The following is a 15,436-nucleotide window of genomic DNA, read 5'->3' on the forward strand; positions in this document are numbered from 1 at the left end:
GACGGGCGCTGAGGACCGGGCGCTGAGGTTCAGACGACGAAGAGATCGGCCCATTCCGGATGCCGGCGGCGCTGTGCGTCAACAAAGCTGCAAAGCGGCATGATGCGGTAGGTGTTCGCCTTCGCATCGGCGATCAGCGCCTCGACCAGGGCCTTGCCGGCGCCAGTGCCGCGAAAGGCATCCGGCACACCGGTATGATCGGCAGATATGAGGTCGGGCGCGCGGCGGGTAAAGGTCAGCTCTGCCACATCGCCATCCTTATAGATGACAAATCGACCGCCCTGGCCGGAGAGCTCTTTCTTGATGGTGAAATCGGCCATAGCGCTGTGCTTCCTGTTGGGTCTCGTGTCCAGATCTCAGGCAGATAAAGGTATGGCGGCGCGCGCTGTCAATCTGCGGCGCGGAGATTTTGCGGGCGATCGGGGATGCCGTGACGGTCGGGATAACAGCGGGGCTGTCGAATCGCGCCCGCCCGTGTATTGAGGCGCGACCGGCCCCGTTTGGGCCCGGGCGGACGTGGCGAAACTGGTAAACGCAGCAGACTTTGACAATTGGAGTGCCCGTGGGGAAACCTGCGGTGCAGAACCGCTCAAATTCGGGGAAAGCTAAGGGGGCAGGCCGTGAGGCAGGGCCCTATGCCAATCCCGAGCCAAGCCCCGGCGCGACTATGCCGGGGAAGGTGTAGAGACTGGACGGGTGGTGCCTGTAGCCGTTGGAGAGCCCTTTGCGGGCGACCTGGCGGCCATGGCAAAGGGACAGTCCAGCCCACGAACGCCGGGAAACCGGCGGCGGCGAAAGCCGAAGTGGGATGAAAATCTGCCTTCCGAAAGGAATTACGGGTTCGAGACCCGTCGTCCGCACCACACATCATTTTAATCCTGCGCCTCAGGGCGCCTTTTTCTTTAAATTCAAGGGGTATGCGGCCACCTTTCGATTTTTTGATTGCCTGAGATTTGATTGCCTGAGACTGGCAAAATGATGCATCCAATCCCGCACAAATCACGCCCTGTGCGTAATCATGGCTTCGATCAGAAAGTACCGAAATAAATGGCGGGCGGAAATATTCCGCCAAGGCGTTCGGAAGAGCGGTGTTTTCGCGACGAAGCGCGAGGAACAGGTTTGGGCAAGCCACCAGGAATATTCTGTTCTCCATCAGGATGAGATTGCCAGTGCGCAATCCCTCGGTGAGGTCCTGAAGCGGTACGCTGAGGAGGTCAGCCCGTCCAAAAAAGGGTGTTCTCCATGCGATGTCTGGGCCCGGGATCCATCGTGAGCCCGTATCTGCATCCTGTCGGGGAACAACCACCGGCCCAAAATCCGTAAGGCATTGCGGCTCCGGGCGAAGCGCTCCCGCGATTCCCCCATGTGACAAAACTCACAATCCATGATCCGTCTGTGGGTGATTTTCCGTGCTTGCGTGCATAGCGGCCCCGGATCTTTATTTCGCGCGAGTGGTCGCCGGAAAAGCCTCTCCAGACGCAAAGCTGCGCCTGTGGTGGGACGTCTGAGCCCTGCTCAGACCGGAACAGCCTGCATAAGGCGCCGGATACCGATCAGGCCGGCCCCGGCGCCGGCTGCCGCGTGTCTGCGGTTCCCCTGGCATCATTCCGGCGGAGATTTTTTCTCAATCCCAACCTGTCCAGCCATTCGGTAACGGAATCACAGACCTGGCGGCTCAGTTTTGTGGCGCCTGTGCCGCAATGCGGTTCGCGCCGCGCCGGATCAGATGGCAGGTCACAGCGGCGCCAGTCTGCGCCTCAAGATAGTCATGCCCGGCACCGGCGCAGAAATGCGGCAGATCGATCACCGCCATGCGGTCCGTGGTGCGCACCCGCAAAACCTCGCCGGGTTCCATCGCCAGCAGACGCTTGCGCGCTTTCAGCACGGGGAGGGGGCATAACAGCCCCTCGCAATCGAGGTCCTGGTCGTATTCTGCACTCATATGGCCGTGATAGCGGGCTGCGACAGAATGTGACAGAGGAATGCCGTCAATGTGAGCACAGAGCGGATGACGTGCCCGCCGGCTATGGCTATGAGTTTGACCATGTTTGGAATTGATCTCTTCGATGCCGGGCTTGCCCCGGCCAGTTTCGTCGCGCTGATCGCGGGGGTTTTGTCCTTCCTCTCGCCCTGCGTGCTTCCGGTCGTGCCGCCCTATCTGGCCTATATGGGCGGGATTTCCGTCGGTGAGATGAAAGAGGGAAGGGCCAGGCGCCGCATCCTCGTCCCGGCTTTGTTCTTCGTGCTGGGCCTTTCGGTGATCTTCCTGCTGCTCGGCTTCACCATGTCGGCCTTTGGTGCCTTCTTCCTGCAAAACCAGGTGATGTTCGCCCGGGTCGCAGGGGTCGTGATCTTCATTTTCGGCCTGCATTTCACCGGCATCATCCGCATCCCGATCCTTGATCGCGAGGCGCGGCTGGATGCGGGCGATCAGGGCGGATCTGCCTTTGGCGCCTTCCTTCTCGGGCTGGCCTTCGCGGCGGGCTGGACCCCCTGCATCGGGCCGCAGCTTGGCACCATCCTGTCGCTTGCGGCACAGGAGGGCTCGGTCTCGCGCGGGACGTTCCTTCTGGGCGTCTATGCGGTGGGGCTGGGGCTGCCGTTCCTGATCTCGGCCCTTTTCATCGAGCGGGCCATGGGGGTGATGAACCGCCTCAAACGCCATATGAAATGGATCGAGCGCGCGATGGGCGGCCTGCTGCTGATCGTCGGCACGATGATGGTGACCGGGGCCTTTACCGATTTCAGCTGGTGGCTCCTGAATATTTTCGAGACGCTCGGCCTGCCGGTGCCCGGCTGACCCCTTAATCCTGCCCGAATTCTCTGGCAGACTGGGGCCGGTGCCGGAAATGGGGCGCCGGAGGTGGGCATGGCGGATCAGCGACAGGGCGATATTTTCCGCCGGAAGGTATTCTACCTTCCGGGCTATGACCCGTTTCATCCGCGCCGCTACCGCGAGCTCTACCGCAAGGAAGGCACGGAACAGGCGCGGCTTTCGGGCTATGATCTGAGCCTGAAGCCGAAAAAAGCGGCCGGCCCCTATGGCTGGCGCGTCGAGGCCAGGATCGAAGGGCGCGCGGTCGAGACCGATATGGAGGTGCTGGTCTGGTCAGATATCGTCAAAGGCTCGATGTCCGAGACGATCCCGGCGACCTATCTGCAGCTTTTCCGCACCGCCTGGGCCTATATCGGATCGGGGGCGCTGTTCCGGCTGATGCGGCTCAGGAAAGGCCCGATGATCGCCGCGCTCTACCCGATTGTCTTCCTGCTTGTGCAGCTGGGCATTGCTTTGGGGCTGGCCTGGGCCGGTTTTGCGCTGGTGGCGCATCTCTTGCATTGGGCGCCGGGCCTTCCGGTCGCGGGCGCCATCCTCTGGGGCGTGCTTTATTGGTTCCGAAAGAAGGACAATAAGGTCTTTGCCTGGTATCTGATGCATGATTATGCCTATTCCGCGCAGTATAAGGGCGCCAACCCGCCTGAACTGGAAGCGCGGATGGGGGATTTCGGCAGGCAGATCCGGGCCGCGCTGTCCGGAGATTACGACGAGGTGCTGGTGATCGGCCATTCCTCGGGCGCGCATCTCGGCGTCTCGATCCTTGCCGATCTATTGCGCGCGGCCCTTCCCGCGCCACGCCCGGTTCTGTCTTTCCTGTCGCTCGGCCATGTGGTGCCGATGGTGTCCTTCCTGCCAGCCGCCACCCGCCTGCGCGCCGATCTGGCCTGGCTCTCCACCCGCGACGAGATCGCCTGGATCGACGTGACCGCGCCCGGCGACGGCTGTGCTTTTGCGCTCTGCGACCCTGTTTCAGTCTCGGTCACGCCGCCCGGGGGCAAGCGCTGGCCGCTGGTGATTTCCGCCGCCTTCACACAGACGCTGAGCCCGGCGCGCTGGCGCGCATTGAGGCGGCGCTGGTTCCGGCTGCATTTCCAGTATCTTTGCGCCTTCGACAATCTGACGGGCAGCCCCGGCGACTATGACTATTTCCGCGTGACTGCCGGGCCGCAGACGCTGGGCGCGCGTTTCAAAACCCGTCACCCGTCGAAAAGCCGCATTGAAGCCACCGTCAACCGCTATAGGAACGTGGCGTGAGCGAAGATCCCAAATCCTGCCCCTTTGCGGCGGCATCCGGTGCGCCCGTCCCCCCGAAACCCGCGGCGCGCGCCGACCGGGTTTCGCTGCTCACCTATCTGCGGCTCTTTCGGCGCGACATCCTCTCGGCCCAGCCTGCACGGCTGTACCGGGCCTGGATGGCCGAGTTCCGCACGCCCTTCTTCCGCTCCTATCTCTGCAATGACCCGAAGCTTGTCGATCTGGTGCTGAAGGACCGCCCCGAAGATTTCCCGAAATCGAACCGGATCCGGGCGGGGCTGGAACCCCTTCTGGGCAATTCCGTCTTTGTCACCAATGGCGAGACCTGGAAATACCAGCGCCGCATCATCGACCCGGCCTTCGAGGGCGGGCGGCTGCGCGACACCTTCCCCGCTATGGTGGCGGCGGGGCAGGCGGCGGTTGCCCGGATGCAGAGCCTGACCCAGGGCGGCATCGGAACCGAGGTCGAGGTCGAAGAGGAGATGTCCCATGCGGCGGCGGATGTGATCTTCCGCACGCTGTTTTCGATCCCGATCGAGCATGAGATCGCGGCCCGGGTCTTCTTTGAGTTCCGCGCCTATCAGCGCACGCAGCCGATCCTGAACTTGGCGGCCTTCCTGCCGCTGCCCCGCTGGTTCCCGCGCCTGCATCGGGGGCGCACCAGGGCCTCGGCAAAGATGATCCGCGACCTGATCACCCGGCTGACAGATGCACGGGCGGCTGAAATCACCGCAGGCACCGCGCCCGATGATCTCGCAACCAAGATCATGACCACCGCCGATCCCGTGACCGGCCAGCGCTTCACGCCGGCTGAAATGGTCGACCAGGTCGCGATCTTCTTCCTTGCCGGCCATGAGACCAGCGCCTCGGCACTTGGCTGGTCGCTCTATCTGCTCGCGCTCAGCCCCGATGTGCAGGCGCGCGTCGCGGCCGAAGTCGCCGCGCTCGGCGCTGCCCCCGATTTCAGCGCCGTGACCCGGCTGCGCTACACCCGCGATGTCTTTCGCGAGGCGCTGCGCCTCTATCCGCCGGTGCCGATGATGGTGCGGCAGAACACGCGCCCCGAGACATTCCGCGACCGTAAGGTCAAACCGGGCGCCCAGATCGTGCTGTCGCCCTGGCATATCCAGCGCCATGAGCGGCTGTGGGAAGACCCCGACGCCTTCCGCCCCGCCCGCTGGCAAACAGATTCCGGCCGCCAGTCGGCGCGCGAGGCCTATATGCCGTTTTCCGCAGGCCCCCGCGTCTGCACCGGCGCCGGCTTCGCCATGGTCGAAGGCGTCCTCCTCCTCGCGATGCTGGTTCAACGCTTCCGCTTTGACCGGATCGAGGGCGCCGACCCGGTCCCGGTCGCCCATCTCACCGTGCGTGCCGAAAACGGCATCCGCCTCCGCGTCACCCCCCGCGCATAAAAAAGGCGCCCGAAAAGAGCGCCGCTGCGAAAGATCAGACCGACTGATCACATTTTCTGTCTCAAAATATCCCGGGGGAGGCTGCGCATGGCGCAGGCGGGGGCAGAGCCCCCATACCCGGTCCGCCAGAGGCCATGACCCTCAGAGGATCTCGACCCTGTAGCCCTCGATCACCGTATTCGCGAGCAGCTTCTCGCACATCGCCTTCACATCGGCCTCGGCTGCGGTCCTGTCCGTCGCCGCCAGATCCAGCTCGATCACCTTGCCCTGACGCACGCCGTCCACACCGGCAAAGCCAAGCGCGCCAAGCGCGTGGCGGATCGCCTCGCCCTGCGGATCGAGAACGCCGTTTTTCAGCATGACGGTGACACGGGCTTTCATCGGGGCCTCCGGGCTCTGGTATTTGTCGCGCCCCTCATATCCGCGTGGCGCGACAGGGGCAATCGGATCAGTTGATCAGCGAGGGTTTCGAGACATGGGTGACATTCGAGGGCAGGACCCCGATCCGCCGCGCCAGTTCCGCATAGACATCGGACAGCGGCCCCGGCTCGGGCACCGACCCGTCGGCGCGTTCGGGCTGGCGCAGATCCCACAGCGTCATCGAATCCGGGCTGATCTCATCGGCCAGGATCAGCCGCATATAATCGCCGTCCCAGACCCGGCCGATCTCGATCCGGAAATCCATCAGCCGCACACCAACGCCCAGCATGACGCCCGAAAGGAAGTCATTCACCCTGAGCGCCAGCTCGACCATATCGTCGAGATCCTGCTGATTGCCCCAGCCAAAGGCGATGATATGCTCTTCGGTCACCAGCGGCGTCCCGAGCTTCTCATCCTTGAAGTAATATTCCACGATCGGGCGCGGCAGGCCCATGCCTTCGGGGATCCCCAGCCGGTCTGAAATGCCGCCGGTGGCGAAATTCCGCACGAGAATTTCCAGCGGAATGATCTCGGCCATCCTGACCAGCTGCTCGCGCATGTTCAGGCGGCGGATGAAATGGGTCGGCACCCCGATATTGTTCAGCCCGGCCATGAAGAATTCCGACAGCCGGTTGTTCAGCACACCCTTGCCTTCCGAGGCCGCAGAAATCGGCGCGACATTGGCGCCGCTGCCGGCTTCGGGGCCGTTTTCGTCATCCTTGAAATACTGGATCAGCGTACCCGGTTCCGGTCCTTCGAACAGGATCTTGGCCTTGCCCTCATAGACCTTCTTGCGACGTGCCATGGTGACCTTTGTACAGACAATGACGAAAGGGGCGGCTCAGCCACCCCGGAGGTTTCCCGGCCTATATCTGACCCCCCAGGCGGGGGCAAGCGCGTAGGGGCACGCGGATCAGGACATGAAGGGGGGCAGAGGGCCGGGGTCCGCGCGCGGGGGCAAGCGGCTCGCCTCCGGGCAAAACTGCCGCAGGCTTTCTTCTTGCAGGTGCCGGGGGGGATGGTCATATGGAAGCTGAGACCGTGAACCATGACCCGGACAGGGAGCTGAGAGATTACATGAGCACTTTTGACGACCGCGAAAACGCATTCGAGGCCAAATTCGCGCATGACAGCGAGATGCAGTTCCGGGCCGAGGCGCGGCGCAACAAGCTGGCCGGCCTCTGGGCGGCAGAGCTTCTCGGCAAATCCGGCGACGAGGCCAATGCCTATGCGCTGGAGGTCGTGGCGGCTGATTTCGACGAGCCGGGCATTGAGGATGTGGTGCGCAAGCTCGCCGCCGATCTGGGGGACCGGGTGAGCGCCGATCAGATCCGCGCCAAACTGACCGAGCTTCTGCCGCTGGCCAAGGCGCAACTCCTGAACGAAGTCTGAGGACTGATTTTCTCAGGAGGCCCTGCGGCAGCGCAGAGCCGTAAAAAAGAGCGCCGCGCGGGAGATCAGTGCCCGACGCGGCGTTTTGCGTGGCGAGGGTGTCGGGAAAGCGATTGTGCGGCCTGCGGCACCATGTCAGGAACAGGATCAGCACTGCCGCCCGTGAGGCGACGCAATCTGTTAAGAAAGGGTGCCCGATGACCAATGATGCCCCGAAGAAGAATGACCTGCTGAGCCGGCTGCTGGCCGAGCGGGACTGGCTGATGGCCGATGGGGCGACCGGCACCAATCTCTTCAATATGGGGTTGGAATCGGGCGAACCGCCGGAACTGTGGAATGTCGACCGCCCCGATAATATCCGCACGCTCTACCGCAATGCGGTCGAGGCGGGGTCGGATATCTTCCTGACGAACACCTTTGGCGGCAATGCCTCGCGGCTGAAACTGCACAATGCCCAGGGCCGGGTTCATGAGCTGAACCGGGTCGGTGCGGCTTTGGGGCGCGAGATCGCCGATGCCTCGGGGCGCAAGGTGGTGGTGGCAGGCTCGGTCGGGCCGACCGGCGATATTTTCGAGCCGATGGGCACCCTGACCCATGCGCTCGCGGTCGAGATGTTCCATGAGCAGGCCGAAGGGCTGAAGGCCGGCGGCGCCGATGTGCTCTGGGTCGAGACCATCTCGGCGCCCGAAGAATACCGCGCGGCGGCCGAGGCTGCGAAACTTGCGGGCATGCCCTGGGTCGGGACCATGAGCTTTGACACGGCAGGCCGCACCATGATGGGGGTGACCTCTGCGGCGATGGCAGAGCTGGTCGAAAAACTCCCCGAGGCGCCGCTGGCGTTTGGCGCGAATTGCGGGGTCGGGGCGTCGGATCTGATGCGCACGGTGATGGGCTTTATCGCGACCGGTACGACGCGGCCGGTGGTGGCCAAGGGCAATGCCGGGATCCCGAAATATCACGACGGCCATATCCATTACGATGGCACGCCCGAGCTGATGGGCGTCTATGCGGTGATGGCCCGCGATGCCGGGGTGAAGATCATCGGCGGTTGCTGCGGCACCATGCCCGGGCATCTGAAAGCGATGCGGCGCGCGCTGGAAGACACGCCGCGCGGCCCGGCGCCGAGCCTTGAAGATGTGGCGGCAAAGCTGGGCGGGTTCTCCTCCGTGTCCGATGGCACTGATGGCGAAGGCCCGGCCAAACGGGAACGTCGCGGCCGGCGCGGCTGACAGCAGCCTGTAACGCCTGCACCCGTAACGCCGGATCAGGACATCAACGCGCCGCCAGGAAACTGGCGGCCGTTTTCTTTCCAGAAAACGGCCAAATTCCTTTCTGAAAGGAATTTGCGGCGCCTCTGGCGCCGGTCTTGCGGCAGGGTCAGCGGCGCCTGGGTTTGCCGCTCTTGCTGCCTTCTTCCGTCATCAGCCGCGCGGCCTCGGCCGCAGCGCGCAGCTCTTCAGCGATCTCGTCCGCTTCCTCGGGGTCGAAATCCAGCGGCAGTTCGATCCCGCCTTCGGCCTCGATATAGATCCGCACCATACCGGCATCGGTCGGCCCGATCTGGATATTGGCGGCGATGTCGCTTTGTTTGTTGATGCCCATGGCGGCTCAGGCTCCCGGATGAGACTTTTCTGCCCGTGAGTTTCCACCCCGCAGGGTGTCACCTGCAAGCAGTATCGCCCCTGGGCGCATAAAATGGAGGAATGGTACCGACACCCCGGCTCGAACGGGGGACCCCCAGATCCACAATCTGGTGCTCTAACCAACTGAGCTATGTCGGCACTTGGCGGTTGATTAGCGCCCGGCTGAGGATATTGCAAGGGCAGAGCGGCAGGAATTTTCACCCGGGCCAAATCAGCTCCTGCGGGGCAGGGCAGACCTCTTCCGGGCTTGCCCTGCGCCGGACCTCCGCTATTTTCGCCCCTCCTGTCTTATCGGTTTCGTCTCGGAGGATTCGCATGTCTGTCGCCCGTATTCCGGAAATCATCGCCGCCGAGATCGGGGCCCAGACCCGGCAGGTTGTGGCGGCGGTCGAGCTGCTGGATGGCGGGGCCACGGTGCCGTTCGTCGCGCGCTACCGCAAGGAAGTGACCGGCGGGCTGGACGATACGCAACTGAGGAAGCTCGAAGAGCGGCTGACCTATCTGCGTGAGCTCGAGGCGCGGCGCGGCTCAATCCTTGGTGAAATCACGAATCAGGGCAAGCTGACCGACGATCTTGCCCGTGCAATTGCCGGGGCGGTGACCAAGGCCGAGCTCGAAGATATTTACCTTCCCTATAAACCGAAGCGCCGCACCAAAGCGATGATCGCGCGCGAGGCGGGCCTGCAGGGGCTGGTCGATGCGATTCTCGCCGATCGCCGGGCCGATCCTGCGGCGCTGGCGGCGGGTTTCCTCTCGGAAGGCTTCGCGGATGCGAAAACGGCGCTGGAGGGCGCGCGTGACATCATCGCGGAACGGCTGTCCGAGGATGCCGGGCTGCTTGGTCGTCTGCGCGACCATATGCGCCGCGAAGGCCGGCTCAGCGCGAAGGTTCAGGCGGGTAAAGAAACTGCCGGGGCGAAGTTTTCCGATTATTTCGACCATAACGAATCTTTCCGCGACGCGCCCTCGCACCGGGTTCTCGCCATGCTGCGCGGCCGCAATGAAGATGTGCTGACGATTGATCTGGAAATCGACCCCGAGGCAGCCCGCGGCGAATCCCCGTCCGAGCGCGCCTGTGCGGCGGTGCTGCTGGCCTCTGGCCCGGGCGCGGGCGACAAATATCTGCGCGAGGCGGGCGCCTGGGCCTGGCGGATCAAGCTGAAAACCTCGCTGACGCTGGATCTGATGGCGGAATTGCGCGAGGCAGCCGAGGCCGAGGCGATCCGGGTTTTTGCCCGCAATCTCAAGGATCTGCTGCTGGCAGCACCGGCGGGCGGCAAGGCCACGATGGGGCTGGATCCCGGCATCCGCACCGGGGTCAAGGTTGCCGTGGTCGATGCGACAGGTAAGCTTTTGGCAACCGAGACGGTTTATCCTTTCCAGCCGAAGAACGATCTGCGCGGCGCCCAGGTGGCGATTGCGAAGCTGATCGGCAATCACGGCGTCAAGCTGATCGCCATCGGCAATGGCACGGCGAGCCGCGAGACGGAAAAGATGGTCGCCGATCTGCTCGCCCTGCTGCCCGCGGGCGCGCATAAACCGGTGAAGGTTGTGGTCTCCGAGGCGGGCGCCTCGGTCTATTCGGCCTCGGAACTGGCGGCGCGGGAATTCCCGGGGCTGGATGTGTCCTTGCGTGGTGCGGTTTCCATCGCGCGGCGCCTGCAGGATCCGCTGGCGGAGCTGGTGAAGATCGAGCCGAAATCGATCGGCGTGGGCCAGTATCAGCATGATGTCGATCAGCACCGGCTGGCGAAAAGCCTCGACGCGGTGGTCGAAGACGCGGTGAACGCGGTGGGGGTTGATCTCAACACGGCTTCAGCGCCGCTGCTCGCGCGGGTGTCGGGCGTGGGGCAGGGGCTGGCCGAAAGCATCGTGGCGCATCGCGATGCCAATGGGCCGTTCGCAAGCCGGCGCGAGCTGTTGAAAGTCGCGCGGCTCGGGCCAAAGGCCTTTGAACAGGCGGCGGGGTTCCTGCGCATCCCGGATGGGAAAGAGCCGCTGGATGCCTCCTCCGTCCACCCGGAAGCCTATGATGTCGCCCGTAAAATCGTCGCCGCCTGCGGGCGCGACATCCGCAGCCTGATGGGCGATGGTGTGGCGCTGAAACAGCTCAACCCCGGTCAGTTTGTCGATGAGAAATTCGGCCTGCCCACGGTGCGCGATATTCTCTCGGAGCTAGAAAAACCGGGCCGCGACCCGCGCCCCGAATTCAAAACCGCGACCTTTGCCGATGGGGTTGAGGAGATCAAAGATCTTAAGCCCGGCATGGTGCTGGAAGGCACGGTGACCAATGTCGCGGCCTTTGGCGCCTTTGTCGATATTGGCGTGCATCAGGACGGGCTCGTGCATGTCAGCCAGCTGGCCGACAAATTCGTCTCGGACCCGCATGAGGTGGTGAAGGCCGGGGATGTGGTCAGGGTCACCGTGGTCGAGGTTGATGTGGCCCGCAAGCGGATCGCTCTGACGATGAAGAAAGACGGCGGCGCCTCGGCGAAATCGGCGCGTGAGGAACGCGGCCCGGGCCGGGATCAGAGCCGGGATCAGGCCCGCGACCGCAGCCCGCAAAAGGGCAACCGGTCAATGTCCTCGGCGCCGCAAAACTCGGGCGGCGGCAATGCCTTTGCCGATGCGCTCAAGGGCAAATTCGGACGCTGATCCGTTGCGCGCCTGCCGCCGGGGGCGATCCCCGGCGGAACCCTTATTAAGAGATTGACCGATCACTCTGACCCCGCAGCTTTCGCGGAGGGGTCACTTGCAGCGCATCATCATCCACTGGACCGGCGGCCCGCATCAGCCGACCGGGCTTGACCTGCACCATTATCACTATGTGATCGACGGCACCGGTAAGGTTCATCCTGGGCGATTCCCGGTCGCGGCCAATGCCGGACGCCTGGTGAAAGGGGCTTACGCGGCCCATACGCTCAATTGCAACACCGGCAGCATCGGCGTCGCGCTGGCGGCGATGGCGGGCGCGGTGGAGCAGCCGTTCCGCCCCGGCAGCGTCCCGGTCACCGAGGCGCAATTGCGGGCGCTGGCGGGGCTGTGCCGCGAGCTCTGCGCGCGCTACGCCATCCCGCTCACACCGCGTACGGTGCTGACCCATGCCGAGGTACAACCGACGCTTGGCATCGCGCAGCGCGGCAAATGGGATGTGACCTGGCTGCCGGGCATGGCCGCACCCGGGCCCGCGGTCGAGACCGGCCACCGGCTGCGCGCGCTGATCGCCGCCCCGCTGCCTGCGCAAGAGACCCGCGCGCGCGGCGGCGTCATCGCCGGCATTGTCGCGCTGATCGCACGGATTTTCTCACGTCAAAACAGGAGCTTCGCATGATGGCTGTTCTGGCCCGTATTCTCGCGCGTTATGTCTCGGGGGCGCTGGTGGCTTACGGTGTGATCGATCCGGGCCTTGGGCGCGAGATGGCGCTGGACCCGGATCTGGCGCTGATGATCGGAACAACACTCGGCGGGCTGGCCGAAGCCGGCTATGCGCTGGCGGTCCGCTTTGGCTGGCAAAGATGACGGGGTGGCCGGTGGCGGCTTTCGCGCTGGTTCTGGTGCCTGTGATGGCGCTGATCGGCTGGTGGCGTGCGCGCGTGGCAGCGCGCAAGGTCGTTCAGGCGGAAAGCGAGGCGCATTCTGCGCAGACATGCAGGCAAATGGATGCGGCCGCATCTCTGGGCAATGATCCGGATGCTGCCCGTCGCTGGTTGCATGCGCGGGGCGAAGCCGGGCACTGACCCGCTTTGCGACGGCAGCAGAATTGCCCGCCAGGATCACGCAAAGGCGCTGGCGACTGAGGCCGGCAATGCGGCAGTGCTGCGCGGACAGCGCCTCATCGCGCTGATCGATGCCGCCAGCGGGCACTGAGACGACCGCGAAGCGTGAAAGTCCTGAGAAACCGCAGTCACGCCCCGGTAACCTTGCCCGGACCTGACTGTCTTCGCCCGGGCCCCTGAACGGTCGGGGGCCGCATCCCGATCAGTAAAGGCGGCGCATTCCCCCTTCGCTGCGCATCCCCGCCCAATTCCCGCCCGTTCCGGCGGCGCCGCCACACTTTGCCGCAGGCCACAGGTCCACAACCGGCAGCAGCGCAGCACAGGCCCTGCACCAGGGGACCAGATCCTCAGCCAGATCACCACCGCTTCCATTCGGCTGCGCCCGATCTTCTCCATTTCCCCCTGGCAAAAATACTCCCGCCGGAGGCAAAGCGCCCCGCAGGGGCGCCCGGCCCATTTCCCTGGCTGCAGGCAAAAACGCCCCGAAGATCACGCCCTCCGGTGACACTGGCCTCAGGCGACACTGGCCTCAGGCGTAACGGCTGATCGCGAGATCCTTCGCGTCGATCTCCGGCGCGCGCCCCGAAACCAGATCCGCCAGCACCCGACCCGAGCCGCAGCTCATCGTCCAGCCCAGCGTCCCATGGCCGGTATTGAGGAACAGCCCCTGAACCTTTGTTCCCCCGATCACCGGCGTGCCATCCGGCGTCATCGGGCGCAGCCCGGTCCAGAACGAGGCCTGTTTCGGATCGCCCCCCGGGAAGAGGTCCATCACGGAATGCTCAAGCGTCCGGCGCCGCTTCGCATCCAGCCGGTCATTATAGCCGGAAATCTCGGCCATACCGCCGACCCGGATCCGGTCGCCCAGCCGGGTGATCGCGATTTTATAGGTCTCGTCCATGATGGTCGATTCCGGGGCCCGCGCCGGATCCGCAATCGGGATGGTCAGCGAATAGCCCTTCACCGGATAGACCGGAAGTCTGATCCCCATCGGCTTCAGGATCTGTGGCGAGTAAGACCCGAGGCACACCACCACCGCATCCGCTTTCACCAGACCCTTATCGGTCTTCACGCCCGTCGCCCGCCCGCCCTCAGTCACGATATGCTCAATCGTCTCGCCCCAGCGGAAGGTCACGCCCTTTTCCGCCGACAAAGCCGCCAGAGCAGTGGTGAATTTGAAGCAATCCCCGGTCTCGTCAAGCGGCGTGCGCAAGCCGCCCACGATCCGGTCTTTCACATGGGCGAGGCCGGGCTCCACCGCGATACAGCCCTCCGGGTCGAGCAGCTCGCAGGGGATGCCATCCGCCTTCAGCGCCTTCACATCCTTGGCCGAGGCCTCCAGCTGCGCCTCGGTGCGGAACAGCTGCAGCGTGCCCTTCATGCCGTGATCATATTGAATCCCGGTCTCCTGGCGGATCTGGGCAAAGCTCTCGCGCGAATAATCCGCGATCCTGAGCATCCGGCTTTTGTTGATCGCATAGCGCGAGGCGGTGCAGTTCCCGAGCAGTTTGAACAGCCAGCCGATCATCGCCGTGTCGATCTTCAGCTTCAGGATCAGAGGGGCATGTTCCATCATCACCCATTTGATCGCTTTCAGGGGGATCCCCGGCGCGGCCCAGGGGCTGCAATAGCCAAACGACACCTCGCCCGCATTGGCGAAAGAGGTCTCCAGCGCCGGTCCGTCCTCGCGGTCGATCACCGTGACCTCATGGCCGGCCTTGGCCAGATACCAGGCCGAGGTGATGCCCACGACCCCGCCCCCAAGAACGATGACTTTCATTCTGATCTTCCCCTGCTGCCGGCCCCGATCCTGCGCGCGATCCTGGGGGGCCTGGCCATGATGCCGATTTTTCCCGATGCTCGTTGATCATTGATCGAATGTCCTGTTGATTGACGCAATATTCTGCGATTATTTGGCTATCAGTGAAACAATCGGGCGGCAGGCGCAATTTTATGTCAGAGATCGACCGGATTGACCGCACCTTGATTCGAGCGCTCCGCCGCGATGCCCGCATGTCCAATGTCGCGCTGGCGGCAGAGGTTGGGCTCTCGCCCTCGGCCTGCCTGCGCCGGGTGCGTCTGCTGGAAGAAAACGGCACCATCCGCGGCTATACGGCGCTGGTAGCGGGCCCTGCCTCGGAAAGCCGCCATGTGGTGATCGTGCGGATCAGCCTCTCGCGCCAGACCGAAGAGATCCTGAACGCCTTTGAGGCCGAGGTCCGCAAACATCCCGAGATCCGGCAATGCTGGCTGATGACCGGCGAAGAAGACTACCTTCTCCATCTCGAGGCCGAAAACCCCGGCGATTATGAGCGGATCCATAAAGAGATCCTCTCGCGCCTGCCGGGCGTCACCCGGATCAATTCCAGCTTCGCCATTCGCAGCGTCATCTGACAGCGCGCTCGCGCGCGTATGGACGCGTATGGACGCGTATGGAGATGTATCAGGAGAGCTGTGTCAGTCCATGCGCCCCGCCTGGCTCAGCGCGGGTTTGCACCTCTGCGGCGGGGAGGGGCCGGATTGCGGCGAATTTGCGGCGGATCCCCGGCAAAAACCCTGCACCGGTGCAGATGATTCGCAGATTTCCCCGGGGTCAATGTTGCTCAGGAGAGCGTTAATACTTCGAAACCAGCTTACTGATCAGCCTTTGGCAACGCGACATCACAAGAGGAACACAATCTCTTTTGCTTTTCGGGACAAGGT

General features: G+C 64.0%; 16 protein-coding genes and 1 tRNA gene. 10 read left to right on the forward strand and 7 right to left on the reverse strand.

Translation table 11 applies throughout. The features are described 5' to 3' along the window. Nucleotides 1–29: 29 nt before the first annotated feature. Complete coding sequence (locus tag JC607_RS13385; protein WP_198837428.1) at nucleotides 30–320, reverse strand: GNAT family N-acetyltransferase; 291 nt, start codon at nucleotides 318–320, stop codon at nucleotides 30–32. 1,355 nt (nucleotides 321–1,675) lie between these two features. Beyond that, nucleotides 1,676–1,942, reverse strand: a complete 267-nt coding sequence (locus JC607_RS13390) for a sulfurtransferase TusA family protein (RefSeq protein ID WP_198837429.1) — start codon at nucleotides 1,940–1,942, stop codon at nucleotides 1,676–1,678. A 102-nt stretch (nucleotides 1,943–2,044) separates the two neighbouring features. On the opposite strand from JC607_RS13390, the gene JC607_RS13395 reads away from it, so the two are divergent. The 3 genes from JC607_RS13395 (at nucleotide 2,045) to JC607_RS13405 (ending at nucleotide 5,502) form a co-directional block, all read left to right on the forward strand. After that, a complete protein-coding gene (locus JC607_RS13395; RefSeq protein WP_198837430.1) occupies nucleotides 2,045–2,800 on the forward strand; it encodes a cytochrome c biogenesis CcdA family protein in 756 nt (251 codons plus the stop codon). Nucleotides 2,801–2,869: 69 nt separating this feature from the next. After that, entirely contained in the window at nucleotides 2,870–4,090 is a 1,221-nt protein-coding gene (locus JC607_RS13400; protein ID WP_198837431.1) for a hypothetical protein, read from the forward strand. Continuing rightward, on the forward strand, nucleotides 4,087–5,502 hold the full coding sequence (locus JC607_RS13405) for a cytochrome P450 (RefSeq protein WP_198837432.1): 1,416 nt from the start codon (nucleotides 4,087–4,089) through the stop codon (nucleotides 5,500–5,502). Before JC607_RS13400 ends, JC607_RS13405 begins: the two co-directional genes overlap by 4 nt. Before the next feature lie 141 nt (nucleotides 5,503–5,643). On the opposite strand, the gene purS is transcribed toward JC607_RS13405, so the two are convergent. Then, nucleotides 5,644–5,883: a phosphoribosylformylglycinamidine synthase subunit PurS gene (gene purS / locus JC607_RS13410; RefSeq protein WP_198837433.1), complete on the reverse strand. Its 240-nt coding sequence runs from the start codon at nucleotides 5,881–5,883 to the stop codon at nucleotides 5,644–5,646. Between the two features lie 67 nt (nucleotides 5,884–5,950). Next, nucleotides 5,951–6,727: a phosphoribosylaminoimidazolesuccinocarboxamide synthase gene (locus tag JC607_RS13415; RefSeq protein ID WP_198837434.1), complete on the reverse strand. Its 777-nt coding sequence runs from the start codon at nucleotides 6,725–6,727 to the stop codon at nucleotides 5,951–5,953. A 272-nt stretch (nucleotides 6,728–6,999) separates the two neighbouring features. Between JC607_RS13415 and JC607_RS13420 the strand changes: the two genes are divergently transcribed. Together JC607_RS13420 and bmt are read left to right on the forward strand one after the other, a co-directional pair. After that, nucleotides 7,000–7,314: a DUF1476 domain-containing protein gene (locus JC607_RS13420; protein WP_198837501.1), complete on the forward strand. Its 315-nt coding sequence runs from the start codon at nucleotides 7,000–7,002 to the stop codon at nucleotides 7,312–7,314. Between the two features lie 197 nt (nucleotides 7,315–7,511). Further along, nucleotides 7,512–8,543: a betaine--homocysteine S-methyltransferase gene (gene bmt, locus JC607_RS13425; protein WP_198837435.1), complete on the forward strand. Its 1,032-nt coding sequence runs from the start codon at nucleotides 7,512–7,514 to the stop codon at nucleotides 8,541–8,543. A 148-nt stretch (nucleotides 8,544–8,691) separates the two neighbouring features. Here the strand turns inward: bmt and JC607_RS13430 are convergent, their stop codons facing one another. Together JC607_RS13430 and JC607_RS13435 are read right to left on the reverse strand one after the other, a co-directional pair. Next, complete coding sequence (locus JC607_RS13430; RefSeq protein ID WP_198837436.1) at nucleotides 8,692–8,916, reverse strand: DUF6324 family protein; 225 nt, start codon at nucleotides 8,914–8,916, stop codon at nucleotides 8,692–8,694. Between the two features lie 102 nt (nucleotides 8,917–9,018). Next, nucleotides 9,019–9,095, reverse strand: a tRNA-His gene (locus JC607_RS13435). A 177-nt stretch (nucleotides 9,096–9,272) separates the two neighbouring features. On the opposite strand from JC607_RS13435, the gene JC607_RS13440 reads away from it, so the two are divergent. The 4 genes from JC607_RS13440 (at nucleotide 9,273) to JC607_RS13455 (ending at nucleotide 12,694) form a co-directional block, all read left to right on the forward strand. Beyond that, nucleotides 9,273–11,612 carry a Tex family protein gene (locus JC607_RS13440; protein ID WP_198837437.1) on the forward strand — a complete coding sequence of 780 codons (2,340 nt, stop codon included), beginning with the start codon at nucleotides 9,273–9,275 and terminating at the stop codon, nucleotides 11,610–11,612. Nucleotides 11,613–11,709: 97 nt separating this feature from the next. Beyond that, on the forward strand, nucleotides 11,710–12,288 hold the full coding sequence (locus JC607_RS13445) for a peptidoglycan recognition family protein (RefSeq protein WP_198837438.1): 579 nt from the start codon (nucleotides 11,710–11,712) through the stop codon (nucleotides 12,286–12,288). Then, on the forward strand, nucleotides 12,285–12,476 hold the full coding sequence (locus tag JC607_RS13450; RefSeq protein WP_198837439.1) for a hypothetical protein: 192 nt from the start codon (nucleotides 12,285–12,287) through the stop codon (nucleotides 12,474–12,476). Before JC607_RS13445 ends, JC607_RS13450 begins: the two co-directional genes overlap by 4 nt. After that, nucleotides 12,473–12,694, forward strand: a complete 222-nt coding sequence (locus tag JC607_RS13455) for a hypothetical protein (RefSeq protein WP_198837440.1) — start codon at nucleotides 12,473–12,475, stop codon at nucleotides 12,692–12,694. The genes JC607_RS13450 and JC607_RS13455 overlap by 4 nt, the downstream gene beginning before the upstream one ends. 568 nt (nucleotides 12,695–13,262) lie before the next feature. Here JC607_RS13455 and JC607_RS13460 read toward each other — a convergent pair. Next, nucleotides 13,263–14,591 carry a D-amino acid dehydrogenase gene (locus JC607_RS13460; protein ID WP_370584807.1) on the reverse strand — a complete coding sequence of 443 codons (1,329 nt, stop codon included), beginning with the start codon at nucleotides 14,589–14,591 and terminating at the stop codon, nucleotides 13,263–13,265. Between the two features lie 95 nt (nucleotides 14,592–14,686). Between JC607_RS13460 and JC607_RS13465 the strand changes: the two genes are divergently transcribed. Beyond that, nucleotides 14,687–15,127 carry an Lrp/AsnC family transcriptional regulator gene (locus tag JC607_RS13465; RefSeq protein ID WP_198837442.1) on the forward strand — a complete coding sequence of 147 codons (441 nt, stop codon included), beginning with the start codon at nucleotides 14,687–14,689 and terminating at the stop codon, nucleotides 15,125–15,127. The last annotated feature ends 309 nt before the right edge of the window (nucleotides 15,128–15,436 follow it).

Source organism: Paracoccus sp. IB05 (assembly GCF_016405985.1).
Taxonomy (GTDB): domain Bacteria; phylum Pseudomonadota; class Alphaproteobacteria; order Rhodobacterales; family Rhodobacteraceae; genus Pseudogemmobacter.